Raw genomic sequence first — 15,557 nt, forward strand, 5'->3', positions numbered from 1 at the left:
GTAACCTATGGGGCGTGACGGGTGCGAGGGAAGATCGAGAGCGTGTGATCGTCAAGCTGCTGCGACTACTGGGCGCGGCTGCCTTCGCGGGAGTGCTGGTCGGCCTGCTGGCGCTGCCGGGCGTGGGCAGTGTGGGAATGGCGGCGCGGGACGCGTCGGACAGCTTCCAGAACATGCCGGATGACTTCAGTCTCTCGCCTCCGCCGGAGCGGAGCACGGTGTACTCCGCCGACGGTGAGGTCCTCGCGGTGTTCTATGAGCACAACCGCGAGTCGGTGAGCCTCAACCAGATCGCCCCGATCATGCAGAAGGCCGTCGTCGCCATCGAGGACGACCGGTTCTACGATCACGGCCCGCTCGACTTCAAGGGCTCCTTCCGCGCGCTCGTCACCAACGCGCAGGACGGCGGGATCAAGCAGGGCGGCTCGACCCTGACCCAGCAGTACGTCAAGAACCTCCTGGTCGAGAACGCCAAGAACGACAAGGAGGCCCAGGCCGCGAAAGCCCCCAACTTCGGGCGGAAGCTCCGCGAGTTGCGGTACGCGGTCAACGTCGAAAAGCAGCTGACCAAGCAGCAGATCCTCGAGGGCTATCTCAACATCGCCTACTTCGGTTCGGGCGCGTACGGGGTGCAGGCCGCCGCCCAGTACTACTTCAGCAAGGACGCCTCGCAGCTGACGTTGCCGGAGGCGGCGTTGCTGGCCGGGGTGACCAACAGCCCGTACTTCTATGACCCGGAGATCAACCAGAAGGGCGCCACGGACCGGCGGAACACGGTGCTGTACCGGATGGCGCAGCTGAAGATGATCACCAAGGCGCAGGCGGACGCGGCGGCGGCCACGCCGATCACGCTGCACATCAAGAAGCCCAAGGCCGACTGCGTGGACAGCAAGGCGCCGTTCTTCTGCGAGTACGTCAAGGACGAGATCCTGGGCAACCCCGCGTTCGGCAAGACCGCGGCCGACCGCGAACGGCTGCTGTACCGCGGCGGATTGACGATCCGCACGACGCTGGACATGAAGGCACAAAAGGCCGCGCAAAAGGCACTGGCCTTGCGGCCGAGTCACAGCAAGACCGCGACCGAGGCCATGGTCAAGCCCGGCACCGGTGAGATCAAGGCGATGGTGGTCAGCAAGACCTACGGCGACAGCAAGAAGAAGGGCCAGACCACCCTCAACCTCGCCGCCGACTACGCCCACGGCGGCAACGGCGGCTACTCGGCCGGCTCGACCTTCAAGATCTTCACCCTCGCCGCCGCCCTCGACAAGGGCTACAGCGTCGGCACCACCCTCCCGGCACCCAACAGCACCACCGTCAGCGGCTACACCGACTGCAAGGGCAACCACTTCGAGCCCTGGACGCTCAGCAACGCCGAGACCTCCAAGCAGAAGTCGGCCAATCTCAACACCGGCACGTGGGAGTCGATCAACACCTTCTACGCCTACCTCGAACAGCGCGTCGGGCTGTGCGAGGCGTCGAAGATGGCCGGCAACTTCGGCATGAAGCAGGCGAACGGCCAGCCGCTGCAGCAGGTGCCCTCCCAGGTGCTGGGCACCAACAACATCGACGTCACGCACATGGCCGCCGCCTACGCCGGCTTCGCCGCCCGCGGCCAGTACTGCACGCCGATCGCCATCACCGACGTCACCGACTCCACCGGCAAGAAGATCAACGTCCCCAAGTCCAAGTGCAGCAAGGCGGTCGACTCCAGCGTCGCCGACGAGGTCACCCGCATCCTGCAGGGCGTGATCACCAACGGCACCGGCCGCGGCATGGCCATCGGCCGTCCCGCCGCGGGCAAGACCGGCACCTGTGAAGCCCACTCGTGCGCGCTGTTCGCGGGCTACACGCCCGACCTGTCCGCGGTCGTCTGGTACGGCGACCCCGCCGCGCCGTTCGGCAACCCGAGCCCCGGCGTCTACGGCTCGAACGTCGGCCCGATCTGGCGGGCGTCGATGCGGGGCGCGCTCCAGGGCACCAAGCCCTCGTCGTTCCACACATCCGTCGGCAGCTTCAGCGACCTGGGCCAGGCACGCATCCCGAACGTCCGCGGCCTGTCGGTCCAGGAGGCGACCCGCCAGATCGAGGCGGCCGGCTTCAGCGTGCAGGTCTCGCCGCGCGCCATCGACTCGAACCAGCGCAAGGGCACGGTCGCCTACACCTCGCCGAGCGCCGGCGTGAAGGCCGACAAGGACACCTCGGTCGTCATCTTCGTCAGCAACGGCAACGGCCCGCACAACAGGCCGAGCAAGGGAAAGCGGGGCGGCGGCGGCATCTGGCCGTTCAACTAGTGCGGTGTCCACTAACGTCGCCCGGGTTACGGGATGACGTTGGTGGATCCTCGCCGTGAGGCGAGCGACTCCTCGCCGCCCGCATGGGGCGTTCGAGGCGGGCCACCGCCGGCCAAGGGATCTGTCTCGTGCCGCCGTGATGAGGGCGACCGAAGGCAGCGCGGCCCTGCCAGCGTACGGTCGAAGGCGGACTCGATGAGCCCGTCGAGATGGTCGAGCGGGCCATGGTCCTCCTCCGCCGGCGGATGACGCGGCGGAGCCTTGCCGGCGAAGCGCAGGTCAACGACGCGACCTTCGGCGTGCTCGACGCCGTCGAGCACGCCGAGCACGAGAGGACGCCGATCGGCGTCTCGGAGGTCGCGGCCGCGCTGAGCGTCGACCAGCCCCGCGCCAGCAAGCTGGTCGCGGCGGCCGTGGAGGCGGGGCTCATCCGGCGTGAGGCCGACCAGGCCGACGGCCGGCGTACGCTCCTCGTCCGTACGCAGGCGGGCCGTGACCTGTCCGAGCGGGTCCACGACCACCGCCGCGCGAAGTTCGCGGCGGCGATGGCCGACTGGTCACCGGCCGACCGCGCCGACTTCGCCCGCCTGCTGACGCGTTTCATCGACGCGTTCGGATGAGGCATCCCGCTGAGTCATTCCGCGAGCTGGCGCTTGACCTCACCGGACACACGACGGCCGTCGGCCCGGCCGGCGACCTTCGGCGTGACGGCCTTCATCACCTGACCCATCGCCCGCGGCCCGGCCGCGCCCGTCTCGGCGATCGCGTCGGCGACGAGCGCGGTCAGCTCCTCGTCGGACAGCTGCGCGGGCAGGTACTCCTCGAGCACGACGCCCTCCGCGCGCTCGGCCTCCGCCTGCTCCGTACGGCCCGCGCCGTCGAACGCCTCGGCCGCCTCACGGCGCTTCTTCGCCTCACGCTGCAGCACCTTGACGACCTCGTCGTCGGACAGCTCACGCGCCTGCTTGCCCGACACCTCCTCGTTGGTGAGGGCCGTCAACGCCATGCGGAGCGTACGGGTGCGAACCTCGTCACGTGCCTTCATCGCGACCGAAAGGTCGGCCTGGAGCTTCTCCTTCAACATGGTCAACATCTAACCGTGCCGTCGAGGGCCTGCGCTTTCCAATAATCCGGCGTGGCCCGTCTGGCACGATGGGTGTGTGCTCAAGAGATACGCCGTCCCCCTCGGGGCTCTGGGTCTTGGTGTCGCCGGCATCGGCTACGCGTCCGTCATCGAACGCAACTGGTTCCGCCTGCGCCGCTTCGACGTGCCCGTGCTCGCCCCCGGCCAGCGGCCTGTCAAGATCCTGCACATCTCGGACACGCACCTGACCCCGGGCCGTCGCCGCCTCATCAACTGGGTCGCCGCGCTGGACTCCCTGGAGCCGGATCTCGTCGTCAACACCGGAGACTCGATCTCCCACCCGGACGCCATCGGCCCGTTCCTGTCGCTGCTCGGCCCGCTGCTCGACCGCCCCGGCGTGTTCGTGTACGGATCGAACGACATGTACTCCCCGGTGCCGAAGAACCCGGCCCGCTACCTGTGGCGTACGAGCCGCGCCGACTACGCCAAACGCCGCACCGTGCCCGACCTGCCGTACAAGGAGCTGGGCGCCGCCCTGACCGCGGCCGGCTGGCTCGACCTCAACAACCACGTGGGCAGCCTCAAGGTCGGCGACCTGGAGGTGCAGTTCGGCGGCATCAACGACTCCCACATCGGCAAGGACCGCTACGACGAGATCGCCGGCCCGGTGTCCCAGGGCGCGCTGAGCATCGGCGTCATGCACTCCCCGGAGCCTCGCAACCTCGACCGCTTCGCCGCGGACGGCTACCAGCTGCTGCTGGCGGGCCACACGCACGGCGGGCAGCTGTGCGTCCCGTTCTACGGAGCCCTGGTGACGAACTGCGGCATCGACCGCCCGCGCGTCAAGGGCCTGCACCGCCACGCGGGCACCTGGCTCCACGTGTCGGCGGGCCTGGGCACGTCACCGTACGCCCCGGTGCGCTTCTGCTGCCCCCCGGAGGCCTCCCTGCTCACATTGGTCCCGGCATGATCACCGACACCGGGGCGCGGGCAGGGGTGAACGTCCGCTAGAGTAGTTCCGGCGCAGGCGTTGAAAGACGACCTGTGACCACCGGGGTGTAGCGCAGCTTGGTAGCGCGCTTCGTTCGGGACGAAGAGGTCGTGGGTTCAAATCCCGCCACCCCGACGCTAGGTTGAGGCAGTTCAGATGGGGTTCTGGAGATATCTCCGGGATCCCATTTGATCTTTTTAGAGGTCGTGGGGAGCCAAAAGGGGAGCCACTCACCCTCAGGCGGACTGCTTCTTGAATACGGCGTTGATGGTCTCGGCGCCCTTGGTGATCACCGGCTTGAGCTGGTGCCGGTAGACCTCCTCGGTCACCGCGGTTCCCGCGTGGCCACAGAGATCGGCGATCGTCTCGATGGAGACGCCGCTGTCACTCATGATGCTCACGAAGGAGTGACGGAGTTCTCTCGGCGTCCAGTCCTCGCCGATCCCCGCCTTCTTGGTGATGAGCCGGGACGCTCTTCGTACGTTCGCGGCGTCGAGTGCGTTACCGGTCGGCGAGCAGAACACAAGGTTGTCGCTCTGCCACAGGTCGCCAGCGGCGAGGCGTTCGGTCGCCTGGCGCTTGCGGTGCTCTCTGAGCGCGTCTATGGCTTCCTGCGGGAGCTCCAGCGTCCGGCGTGACTTCTCCGTCTTCGTGTCGCCACCGGCGCGTACCGACCGCCACACGTAGATGGCGAACCTGTCGTGGTCGAAGCCTGCCTTGGTGACGGGTCGCCATTGGCCGTCCGCCCCTGCCACGACGTGATCCCACCGAAGGGCCCGTGCCTCCTCGGTACGGATGCCGGTCATGAGGCTGAGGACGACATACGCGTGGAGCCGTGACGTCTTCGCCTTCTCCAGTACGGCCGTGGCCTGATCGAGCGTCAGGGCCTTGCTGGGTCGTCCCTCCCTTCCCTTCGGGGTCGTGACCAGTTCGGCCACGTTCCTGATGACCTTGTCGCGGGCCTGAGCCTGTCGGATGGCCCGCTTCAGAATGGAGTGGACGCCTTGCAGGCTCCGGGTCGCCAGCTTCTCGGTGAGGCCGTCGAGCCACTCTTCCACGTCGTCCGCGCTGGTCGGCGAGAATGCGGTTGGTCGTGACCGTCTTCGGATTACGGCCCTTGAGCCCTTTCGAGAGCCAGTCGTTGACGGCGTCCGCGACGGTGTAGTCCTCCGCCGTCTTGATGCCGGCGTCGAGGTCGGCCACGGCCTTGACCAGCTTCTCCTTGACGGCTGTCTTCGTCTTCCCCTTCCTCTTGATTCGGGTGCGTTTCCCGTCCGGCCCGAAGCCGAGGGAGATGGCTCCGGTCCAACCTCCGTTCTCCGGGTAGATGGTCGCTTCGTACTTCCCGATGATGATCTTCATTCGATCCCTCCTCTCGGGTGCTCGACGTTGGTCGTGCGCGCCCTGGCGCGCGGTCGAGGCGTACCACCGGGATCGTGGTGACCAGGGCTGTCGGTGCGGAGTCGCTACTCGTCTTTGTCACGACCGACGTGGAGGATCTCCGCGACTTGCTCGACCGTGTACGCCTGCAGGTGCCTCACCTCCTCTCGTCGCGGTCACGCGGTGTGCTGCTTCCGGGCTGTCTCATGTCTCGTCTCATGCCGCCTTAGGTGCAGACGCGCGTGAGCACGGGCCGTTGCGCGGCGTGCCGGCGAGCCGTAGTCGTCACATCGCCGTCTTCGATGAGGTAGGCACGTGCGCGTTTCGGTGTCGGGTGTTCGGGTGCGGAGATGAGGAACTTGCCGGGCGCGTCGAGGGTGTGGGCGTGCCAGCCGGCGTTGTACATGCCCTGGCCGAGGATGAGGTCGACGTCGCGTCGTTCTCGTACGCGCAGTGAGATGCGTACGTCCATCTGGGAGCGGGCAGCGCCGTGGCCCATGGCCTTCTGCGTGGGGCGTTGTGTGGCCGCCAGGAGGTTGACGGCGACGGCTCGTCCTCTGCGGGCGATCGAGTCGGTGTAGGCGGTGGCGGCGTCGGGGAGTTCGGCGTACTCGTCGATGACGATCACCAGGGCCGGCCGGCTCTTGGTCGGTTCCCAGACGCGTGCAGCCGGCGTGGCTGGACTCGGTGGCTCGGCGGTCCAGTTCGGTGACGGCTTCCTTGAGGACGTTGACGGCCTGTTCCGGCGTGGTCGCCAGGCGGCCCAGAGATGGCGCCCAGGGGCGTAGCCGCCTTTGAGGTCGATCCCCCACACGACCATGTCCTCACAGGCGACGAGTGCCGCGATGATGACGTTGAGGACACCGGACTTGCCCGATCCCACCACGCCACCGACGAACGCGTTACGACGCAGCAGCAGCACGGTCGCGGTGGTGGCGTCCTCGAAGACACCCAGTGGGATCGGCTGAGTGATCGAGCGGACCTCGGGTGCTTTCCAGGGCACCGGGCGCGAATGTGGATCGGTGTGCAGTACCCGCATGAGGAAGTGGTCGGCGCGGTTCCGGTCGGCTTCGATAGCTCCGGGGCGGGTGCCGAGGGCTGATTCGATCGCGGCCAGCCTGCCGAGAGCGTCGGCGACGGTGTGCCCTCGGCGTAGCGCGATGCGAGCAGTCCAGCCCCAGGCGTCTACGACAGCGGACATCACATGAGAGCCGTTGAGGCCGAGGCGTCGGCGACCTGCGGCCAGGCGGCGAGCGTGCGTTCGACGCGGACGCGTGCGCGTCTGCGGCGGTGTGCCCACCACGGCACGGACAGCAGCGTCCCACCGAAGAGGAGGAATTGCGGCAGCGGCCGGTGTCCTTGGCCGTTTGCCGTCGCGACTGCCGGCCACGCGCCGACCCCGGTTGTCACGGCTGCGGCGTAGAGACGCTCGATGGGGCGCGTCAGACCGAGTCGGGGACCGAGGTGTACGAGCAGGGCTGCGCTGACCATCGTGGTCGCGAGAATGCCAGGCCACCATCCAGGATGCGTCCTGTGTAGGAGCCAGCCGGCGAGTGCGGTGTGGTAGGCGGCGTGGACGGAGGCGAGTTCGGAGCGTAACGCCACAACCAGCGGCCGATCAGTACGCCGATCATGTCGGGTAGCTGGTCGTCGGAGGTGATGAGCATCATCGGCTGGATGCCGTTGCGGCTCATCCTCCGGGCCTGGCGTCGCATCTGACGGGCCTTCATCGGTCGGCCCTTTGCGCTTGTAGTTCGTCGCGGAGATAGGACAGCGGGTCGTCTTCGCCGTCGAGGTGGGCGCCGAGCGTGGCACGTGCCGCGGCGAGCAGGTCTGCGTAGTCGAGGTGGGTCCGTGCAAGGGTGTTGGCCAGATCGGTGATGTCGGCGAGGGCGGTGTCGATGGTCCGCCAGTAGTTGGTGCGCGTCGGGAGCGTGGTGGCGAATCCGGCGACGATCTGTCTCGCGGCGTCGTTTCGAGTGGGTTCCTCCTGCAGATCAAGCCGGGTGTTGCGTGAGGTGTTGGGCACTAGCCATCCCCTCCTTCGGTCGGGTGCGGGTGGTCAGGCGCCGGTGAGCCATTGCGCGACGCCGGTCACGAGTTGGCGGATCTGCGGTGCGGCGCTGGTCGCGGCGACGCCTTCGGAGTCCGGAATAGGGCGGTAAGGCCGCGCGACATTTGCGGTTCGCGGGGGGAACCGGACAGTCATTCACTGCACTCACCGCACAGGGGGCTTCATGAAGAAGCGCCTGATGGTGTCGTCTTGCGCGAGAGGAGTTTTTCATTGTCCACGCGTTCTCATAGGGGCCTGCGTACCCGTGCCGCTGTCGTCGCCGCATCTTGCGTCGCGATCGCCGGTCTCGGTGTCGGCATCGGTACCGCCTCGGCATCGGCGTCGTCCGTCCACCGCGGCGTCAGTGGCTGCTTCGCCTGGTCCTACGGAAAGGGCGTCACGATCACGAGCCGGACGGTGTACTGGCACAACCGGTGCTCCACCACGCACAGGCTGAAGATCAGCTACGTGCACCGCGGCAGCATCGCGGAGCACACAACGAACGTCAAAGGACACGCAAAGGGCCACAAGAAGCTCGACACCAAGACCATCCGCTACATCAAGGATGAGGGACGCACTGGCTGACGGCCCTCCGTTCCCACGTCGGTGCGAGGCCTGGGCAGCGCGTGGACGGCAGGCCCGCTGGTTGCCGCATACGTGTGAGTGGTTGCGGCGGATCTCCCGGCTGACGGTGGAGGGGCTGCGAGGATCTGCAGAGGGCCGGTGATCTTGGCTACACTACTCCGCTGACCTGGGCAGCGACCGTGCCGTTGGGCACTGACACGGTGCATCATCCCGTGCAGTGGCGACCTGCGACCGCCAGGTCCGGTGGGGCCTACCCAGGACGCCGATCGCGCGCCACGCATGCGACCGCCCCGTGAGCCGCCTCCTACTCCCACCGGTTCGGCCGCGAGGGCCTCGGGCACCCTGGAGCACCTGTTGTCGGGACGACACGATCCTTGCACCATCTGCGACGCGGCCACACCCGAAGAAGCCGGCGGCGCCACTACCAGCTTGGGAAGTAGGCGACATCAATCGCCATCGACTGCACCCACGATCCCCACGTGAACGCACCTGGTCGACGCGATCGAAGTCGGCTTCATTGCACTTGCGCCGCGTGCAGGGCTAAGGGGGCCGTAGAGCGTGTACATCAACGACACCAGCGAGTCACTGTTACCAGCGAACTCGATCAAACGGCTAACGCTTCTATTAATGCGCAATCATATCGCAAAGCAGACTCAAGAATAAAGAGAGCCAAAAATGGCCTAGATCCACTTTTGGCCATAATTCACGGGCGTCGGCTGGTGCGGGTGGCGGGGTGGCCGCGCGCGAGGCGGCGGGTCATGGTGCTGATTGCCGTCCAGCGGATCACGGCCTTAGGAGAGCCGCTCCCGGAGCCCACAGAGCCAGCCGGATTCGGATTCCTTCTCTTCACCATCGCCGCTCAGGCGTATCAGACCGTGCAGCAGGGACCAGTCGAGCGTTCCACCAGGCAACGTGCGGTTCAGGAACAGCGCCGGACTGTCCGTATTGCCACAGTTACGATTCCTCAGGAGGGCTACATGGCGCGAACACGAGTTGCTAGCTTGGCGGTCATGGCAGGCGTGACCGCCGCCACTCTCAGCTTGGCCGCTGGGACTGCATCAGCCAGTCCGCACTCCTCACTCAAATCCGCGTCGGAGAAGGTGTCGGCTTGGTACCCGACGAAAACGCAGTGCAAGGGTGCAGCAGAATATTACCTGCGCCACGGCTACACCTGGGCCAGTTGCAGTCCGCACAAGGACCATAAGCCCGATCCGTGGCTCCTTGTGGTCGAGGACTAAGGCACCGTATCCCGCCGCCTGGCCGTTGCCGCGATGGAGCGCACCGCTCGCGCGGCGTGGACCAGCGGCGGTCGGCTGATGGCCGACCGTTGTTGGTGCCTTCTTAGAGCGTGTAGGAGAAGCGTTCTCAGGGGGCGTATTCGAGGGGTCGGCGACCGGGGCGGCTGGCGGGTCGGCCGCGGGCGAGGCGGCGGGCCATGGTACTGATGGCCGCCCAGCGGATCATGGCTTCGGAATGGGCGGGCAGACGTTCGTAGTCGCGGGCCAGACGGCGGTGGGCAATGACCCAGGCCAGGGTCCGTTCGACCGCCCACCGCCGTGGCAGCACGGAAAAGCCCTTCTGTTCTCCGGGTTTGCGAACGACCTCTACCAGGATCCCGAGCACGCGAGTCGCCCATTCGACCAGCCGGCCCGCGAAATCGCCGTCGGCGAAGACCAGGCGGCAACGGCGAGCAGACAGGCACGTTCCCAGCAACGCGCTCTTGGCCCCGTCACGGTCCTGGACGCTCGCGGCGCACACCATCACCGTGATCAGCAAGCCCATCGTGTCGGTAACGATGAAACGCTGCCGTTGACCTTCTTACCCGCGTCATAACCCCCGGGGTGGACCGCCCGACCGTGTCGGCGCCCTTGACCAACGGTAAATGCTTCTGTAACAGCGTGGTTGAGAAGCCAGTCTCGGGTGGTGTCGGCGTGTTGAAGTGGATACTGGCCAGCGCGCATATGTAGAAGACCCGGTTCAGGGCGCGGTTGTAACGTCGTGGCCGGTACAGGTTGCCGTGGATGCGGCCTGAATCGCGGGGTGCGGGTGCCAGCTGCGTAGCCGGCCAGGTGGTGGCCATGTCGTTGCGGCACTTACCGGATGAGCTATGGCGTTGGGGAAAGGCATACGGAGGGTCGTGAGATGGCGGATGGTCCCGCGCTGTACGAGGATGGCGGGCCGGAGCACCACCAGGGAACCGATTTCGATGTACGGACGGTGGTGGCTCACATGCCGCGCGAGGTGAAAGAACGCTTCTGGTACGACTCAGTGCCGTGGCAGCGGTTCCACCACGCCTACGGACCCGGTATCGATGTTCCCGACCGCCTTGAGGGCCTTCGCTCCCGCGAGCCCAAAACCGCGGACCGGGCGCTGGGCCTGCTGTGGGGCAGCGTCTGCCACCAGGGCCAGACGTCCGCGCCGGGGGCTCTGGCCGTGCCATTCCTGCTGCGTATCGCCGCCGACCCATCAACGCACAACCGAGCGCAGGTGCTGCTGCTGGTAGCCGAGGTGGCGCGCCGCGAGCACTATGGTGACGGGACGCGTGCGGGCCTACTGCGGACCGCCGACGATGGACTGGCGTACGATTCCAGCGGCTATCTGCAGAACTGGTCGGTGCAGGCGGCGCGCGAGCCCGTCGCCGCCGATGCGCACCTTTTGCTGCCATTGCTCGACGAGCCCGATCCGGAGATTCGCCAGGCGGCCTGTTACGCGTTGGCCGCTGCTTCCGGCAAGGTCGAGCACATCACTGCCGCCCTGCACGAGCGGCTTCGCGCGGAGCCCGATCGCGCGGTGCGGGCGGGTTTGGTACTGGGGATCGGCCAACTGGCCTGGGATCACCACGACGAGCGCGTCGTCAAGCAGGCTCGCACGTGGTGGTCCAATCCCGAGCAACCCGTCGAGGTGAGGGCAAGCGCCGCGCTGGCGTGGCTATGTCTGGTCGACGGCCCAGTACCAGACGATCTGCGGGCTGTCCTGGACACCATCGTCACCGACGACCTCGCCCGCCTCTTGGCGTCGGTACCGTGGATGCGCAACGTCGAGTACAGGGGTGACGGGCTACGGCATTGCCTGGACCAGATACTCAACCCGGATGCATACCCATGGTTCGCCGCCCAGTGACCTCGAGGGCCTGCCAGCCCATGATGGTAGACCGTCTGTCTCGTCCATGGTCGTGTGCCCGACGAAGCGTGAGATCAACTCGATGGGTGCCTTCGGCACTTACGGAGGTGTAGAAGTGTAAGGGCTGCTCTCGGGCGGACTGGTGGCGGGCGCCGGGTTCGGGGAGCGAATGGTTCCAGCACTACACCAACACTATGTCAACAGCGAGTCTTAAATGCCCGTTACATCACGTTCTGCACGAATGGCGGTGGCTATATTGCGCTGCCATGGACGGATCCAGGCTTGGGGGAATAGGGCGTGGCGCTCTGGCCGCGGCGGTGGCGGCGTCGCTTGTGGGATGCGCGGCCCGCGGCGACGACGGCCCGCCGCTGCCCGTACGCAGCGGGGGCGCCTCTGCCGGTTCGGCGAAATGCACCGTCTCCGCCCAGCTCGTCCCCTCTTGCGGCGCATGGTGGGGAGTCACCCCCGTGATCGGCGCCCGGCAGGACCCAACCGCCTCCGTGCACGACTTCGAGCATCAGATCGGCCGGTCCGTGGACATCTACCACGGCTACCACTCGGGATCCGAGCTCTTCCCCACGCCGAGCGAGATCGCGCTCGCCCGTGAGCCGGGCGCGCACCGGATGCTCGTCCTCAACTGGAAGCCTGACGTCGGCAAGACGTGGCGGCAGGTCGCCGACGGCGCCGTGGATAAGCAGATCGCCGGCGAGGCCGCTTACCTCAAGACGCACTTCACGGACAAGTTCTGGCTGGTCATCCACCACGAGCCTGAAGAAGAGGTCAAGGCCAAGGCGAAGCCCGGCTACACCGCTGCGGACTACAGAGCGATGTTCCGGCACGTCGTGACGAGGTTCCGAGCGAAAGGGGCGCGGAACATCCTGTTCACCGTGGTCTTCATGGGCTACACCGGCCACATGAGCCAACCCTGGTTCAAGGACCTGTACCCGGGCAAGCGCTACGTCGACTGGGTCGGCTACGACCCGTTCGCGAAGTCGAACATCACGGACTTCGCCGACCTGGTGAACAAGGTCGCTGCCCCGCAGCAGAAACACGGTGTCCCCGGCTTTTACGACTACTCCCAGCGCCACTTCCCGGACAAACCGCTGATGCTGTCGGAGTGGGCGGTGCTGGAGACACCGGGAAACCCCGAGCGTAAGGCCACGTTCTTCCAGAGCGTCGCCAAGCAGTTCCCGCGCTTCCCGCGCATCAAGGCATTGTCCTACTACGAGACGACGCACGCGGTGAACATGCCGGACGCAGGCAACACGAGCATCGCCGCCACACCTACGGCGCTGAAGGCATTCCAGGCGCTCGGCAAGATGCCGCAATTCAACGTACGGCACTGAGGCGGCCGCCCCAGCCGCGTCGCTCGCTGTTCCGCTCGCTGGTTTCAAAGCACAGGGAAGAGCCAGATGAGGTGGATCAGTCGTTGGCGAAGATCTCCTCGTTCGTTTCAAACAGGTGCTGGTCGAGTGGCAGGTCAGGGAAGTATTCCGACTCGATCTCTCCCGTGAGCAGTGACAGAAGGAAGGAGGTACAGGGGCCGGGGTGCCGCTCCCACTCGGGACCGCGTCCCTCGTTAATGAGGACGGGCCAGATCTCTGGGCTGCTGCTCGGCGTGGCCAGCAGATAGAGGACCTCACCACCCTCGTCCTCATAAGCCCACGGAATGAGGCGAACCCCTTCCTGTTCCAGCACAGCGGGCCGAGGCTCGCCACGGTCCCACAGGAGTTGCAGCGACTCGCGGCACTCGGCGTCCATTGCGATCAGGTCGTAGCGCGGGCGCGGGCATCCTGGTTCAAGGAGCCAGACACTCTCATCGAAGACGCCACCACCATAGGTGTCGACCAGTTCCTTGTAGTCGTCAGGCAGGGGCGTACCCAACTGCTGCTCGACAGCGCCCCAGTCCCTGGAAGGCATATCCGAGGGCGGCAGCAACTGGGTGAGGCGGGCGAGTGCCGGGTTCAATCTACAGTCCTCGAATCAGTCGGATACCACAGTGTGAATGCTGTGACCCCGAAACGGGGCCTGTGCCTGATCAGTCACGCCCGCGGCCACGCGCCAACACCTCCACCCGGTCTGGGTGGCCTCGTGCGGCGGCTTTCGCGTGGCAACTCGCTTTCATCGAAGCCGCGGTGGGTGAGAGTCACCACGGCGGCCTCGCGGTCTGCGGTGGTCGACCTCCCTGCACAGCACCGCGGATGGCTGCTCGTCCTCGTCCCAGTCGACGGTGAGCACCATCGGCGGGCTGACTTGTTCTTGCGTGTTCCCAGGGCCAGACGAGCGCTTATTGCCCGGAAGCATCTACCCCTCGGCGCTTGGCGGCGGGAGAAACCGACGGACAGTCGTTAGCGCCGACATTGATCTTGCCGGCTCATGAATGTTCGCGAGACACATCAGCGGCGACAGCGCCGACGCTTCTGAGCGAACCGGCCCGGGCGCCTGCGCGACGGAGAAGTGGCGTGAGCACGATCAGCACCCGGTGGTACCGGCCAGGAGCGATTCCCACCGGCGAACTCCGCGCGCTGGCGGACATGTTCGCGGAAGTCGCCGGCGACTTCGTCCCCCCGCTCACTTCGCGTGAGGGCACCACCCAGTCCGATCTGAGCGAGCGCGGCACAGAGGCCGCCGCCTCCGGCGGCTACCTGAAGGAGATGCTCCAACAGGAGCTTATCTTGTCCCGGCACGAGGGCCATGTCGCCGGCTTCCTGTCTTTCCGCAGGGACCACCAGGACCGACGTTACGCCGACCTCTGCCCCTGCCTGTACGTGAGCACCATCGCCGTACGACACCGCCACCGGCGCTGCGGCATCGCGCGTGCCCTCTACCAGAAACTCTTCGACCTCCCGGCATCGATGCCCCCGTGGGTGGTTTTGCGTACCTGGTCAACCAACACAGACCACCTTGGAGTCATCGACCGCCTCGGATTCACCACCATCCTCCGCCTCGAGGACGACCGGCTCCCCGGAGTGGACACCCTCTACCTCGCCACCGACCGCACGGCGAGAGTGGACGACGTACCCAGCCCGCCGCAGGGCGCTCTGGTGCAAGGGTCTGCAGAGGGAGCGGCGTGAGTCCTGATCGGGGCGTGCACCCGACGGCACTCGCCGCCACGGGCCCGCCGGGCCGCGTCATCGTCAACGAGATCAACACGATGCGCCGGGTGTACGCCCGATCGTCCCCCACATGCTTGCGCCCACGCTGCCAGCGGCGGTCGCCGACGACCACATGCGGGCCCACGGGCGACCCGGAACCCTGCAAGATGACCTTCATCAAGGTCGCCCTTGAGTGTTTTGGCCTGACCAGCCCACTGCCGGATCTCTAGGTATTTGCCAGCTGGGTGTCGAGATACCCTCCGATATTTTCGGCGTGCAAGCTGATGTCGTTGAATAGTTTTGAGTACTGGGCGACTTGTCGGGGTGAGGTGATGGCGAGGTCGGCATGTGAGGTGGTGACGCCCACGGCCGCGGTGTCCATGTCGGTTTCTCCGTCGAGATCGCGATAGATCGCGAAGGCGGTCTCTGCAATTCGAAGTTCGGGGCAGCAGTCGTTAATGACCATGATCGTGGACCGGTCTTCGAGGGACAGGATGTGGCCGAGTAGAGCGCGATTGGTGGCAGTGGTAGGGGGAGGCAGTGCACCCTTGGTGAAAATGAATTCGTAGGTGGTCCGGCCGGAGAGAAGCGGCTGTTGAGCGCGCAGCAGTTCGTCGACCAACGCGTCGTTGTCCTCAGCAGCGAACCTTCTGGCGAGCAGGGTTTCTCGCGCATAATTGGGCGTCCACAGCAGTGGCGGGATGTCCACAGGGTCGAAGACTTGGGCGTACGCGGCCCGAGCCTCGACCTGTTGTCGAGGGGTCAGGTTTTGATGAATCATGTCGTCCTTTATCGATCGGGGGCTGCCACTCGCATTTCGGTACACTTGCCGTAGGCGATACTTAGATTAGTTCACCATTCCGCTCAATTTTTCTCCTTTGAACGCTCCCTACGAGGCGGGAATGGACTACATGTCTCGGTCTACTCAGTAACAGTCCAGGTGGGGAAGCGAACCGCA

The 15,557-nt window shown here is 66.2% G+C and carries 15 protein-coding genes and 1 tRNA gene; 9 read left to right on the forward strand and 7 right to left on the reverse strand.

The window, feature by feature from the left end; genetic code table 11:
- The first annotated feature begins 14 nt into the window (after positions 1-14).
- Both OG417_RS00850 and OG417_RS00855 read left to right on the forward strand, forming a co-directional pair.
- The gene (locus OG417_RS00850) at positions 15-2,291 is read left to right on the forward strand and encodes a penicillin-binding protein (RefSeq protein WP_329248208.1); all 2,277 of its coding nucleotides are present in this window, start codon (positions 15-17) and stop codon (positions 2,289-2,291) included.
- A 209-nt stretch (positions 2,292-2,500) separates the two neighbouring features.
- A complete protein-coding gene (locus tag OG417_RS00855) occupies positions 2,501-2,911 on the forward strand; it encodes a MarR family winged helix-turn-helix transcriptional regulator (protein WP_329248212.1) in 411 nt (136 codons plus the stop codon).
- 14 nt (positions 2,912-2,925) lie between these two features.
- On the opposite strand, the gene OG417_RS00860 is transcribed toward OG417_RS00855, so the two are convergent.
- Positions 2,926-3,384: a GatB/YqeY domain-containing protein gene (locus tag OG417_RS00860; RefSeq protein WP_442875648.1), complete on the reverse strand. Its 459-nt coding sequence runs from the start codon at positions 3,382-3,384 to the stop codon at positions 2,926-2,928.
- Between the two features lie 67 nt (positions 3,385-3,451).
- On the opposite strand from OG417_RS00860, the gene OG417_RS00865 reads away from it, so the two are divergent.
- Positions 3,452-4,345 (forward strand): metallophosphoesterase, encoded by an 894-nt coding sequence (locus tag OG417_RS00865; RefSeq protein WP_329248220.1) that lies wholly within the window; start codon positions 3,452-3,454, stop codon positions 4,343-4,345.
- 82 nt (positions 4,346-4,427) lie between these two features.
- A tRNA-Pro gene (locus OG417_RS00870) sits at positions 4,428-4,501 on the forward strand.
- A gap of 101 nt (positions 4,502-4,602) precedes the next feature.
- Here OG417_RS00870 and OG417_RS00875 read toward each other — a convergent pair.
- The 3 genes from OG417_RS00875 to OG417_RS00885 all read right to left on the reverse strand — a co-directional run bounded on the left by OG417_RS00875 (position 4,603) and on the right by OG417_RS00885 (position 7,775).
- Positions 4,603-5,424, reverse strand: a complete 822-nt coding sequence (locus tag OG417_RS00875; protein WP_329248222.1) for a site-specific integrase — start codon at positions 5,422-5,424, stop codon at positions 4,603-4,605.
- 548 nt (positions 5,425-5,972) lie between these two features.
- The gene (locus OG417_RS00880) at positions 5,973-6,947 is read right to left on the reverse strand and encodes a hypothetical protein (RefSeq protein WP_329248226.1); all 975 of its coding nucleotides are present in this window, start codon (positions 6,945-6,947) and stop codon (positions 5,973-5,975) included.
- A gap of 525 nt (positions 6,948-7,472) precedes the next feature.
- Positions 7,473-7,775, reverse strand: coding sequence for a hypothetical protein (locus tag OG417_RS00885; RefSeq protein ID WP_329248229.1), 303 nt, complete (start codon positions 7,773-7,775; stop codon positions 7,473-7,475).
- A gap of 255 nt (positions 7,776-8,030) precedes the next feature.
- On the opposite strand from OG417_RS00885, the gene OG417_RS00890 reads away from it, so the two are divergent.
- Both OG417_RS00890 and OG417_RS00895 read left to right on the forward strand, forming a co-directional pair.
- Positions 8,031-8,384 carry a hypothetical protein gene (locus tag OG417_RS00890; protein ID WP_329248232.1) on the forward strand — a complete coding sequence of 118 codons (354 nt, stop codon included), beginning with the start codon at positions 8,031-8,033 and terminating at the stop codon, positions 8,382-8,384.
- Between the two features lie 758 nt (positions 8,385-9,142).
- On the forward strand, positions 9,143-9,622 hold the full coding sequence (locus OG417_RS00895; RefSeq protein WP_329248235.1) for a hypothetical protein: 480 nt from the start codon (positions 9,143-9,145) through the stop codon (positions 9,620-9,622).
- 127 nt (positions 9,623-9,749) lie between these two features.
- Here the strand turns inward: OG417_RS00895 and OG417_RS00900 are convergent, their stop codons facing one another.
- Complete coding sequence (locus OG417_RS00900) at positions 9,750-10,181, reverse strand: transposase (protein WP_329262071.1); 432 nt, start codon at positions 10,179-10,181, stop codon at positions 9,750-9,752.
- 345 nt (positions 10,182-10,526) lie between these two features.
- On the opposite strand from OG417_RS00900, the gene OG417_RS00905 reads away from it, so the two are divergent.
- A complete protein-coding gene (locus OG417_RS00905) occupies positions 10,527-11,504 on the forward strand; it encodes a HEAT repeat domain-containing protein (RefSeq protein ID WP_329248237.1) in 978 nt (325 codons plus the stop codon).
- Between the two features lie 266 nt (positions 11,505-11,770).
- On the forward strand, positions 11,771-12,850 hold the full coding sequence (locus OG417_RS00910) for a glycosyl hydrolase (protein WP_329248240.1): 1,080 nt from the start codon (positions 11,771-11,773) through the stop codon (positions 12,848-12,850).
- A 76-nt stretch (positions 12,851-12,926) separates the two neighbouring features.
- Here the strand turns inward: OG417_RS00910 and OG417_RS00915 are convergent, their stop codons facing one another.
- Positions 12,927-13,472: an SMI1/KNR4 family protein gene (locus OG417_RS00915; protein WP_329248243.1), complete on the reverse strand. Its 546-nt coding sequence runs from the start codon at positions 13,470-13,472 to the stop codon at positions 12,927-12,929.
- 494 nt (positions 13,473-13,966) lie between these two features.
- Between OG417_RS00915 and OG417_RS00920 the strand changes: the two genes are divergently transcribed.
- Positions 13,967-14,578 carry a GNAT family N-acetyltransferase gene (locus OG417_RS00920; RefSeq protein ID WP_329248246.1) on the forward strand — a complete coding sequence of 204 codons (612 nt, stop codon included), beginning with the start codon at positions 13,967-13,969 and terminating at the stop codon, positions 14,576-14,578.
- A gap of 247 nt (positions 14,579-14,825) precedes the next feature.
- On the opposite strand, the gene OG417_RS00925 is transcribed toward OG417_RS00920, so the two are convergent.
- Complete coding sequence (locus OG417_RS00925; RefSeq protein WP_329248249.1) at positions 14,826-15,380, reverse strand: Scr1 family TA system antitoxin-like transcriptional regulator; 555 nt, start codon at positions 15,378-15,380, stop codon at positions 14,826-14,828.
- Between the last annotated feature and the right edge of the window lie 177 nt (positions 15,381-15,557).

The sequence above is a fragment of the Actinoallomurus sp. NBC_01490 genome, assembly GCF_036227085.1.
GTDB lineage: Bacteria > Actinomycetota > Actinomycetes > Streptosporangiales > Streptosporangiaceae > Actinoallomurus > Actinoallomurus oryzae.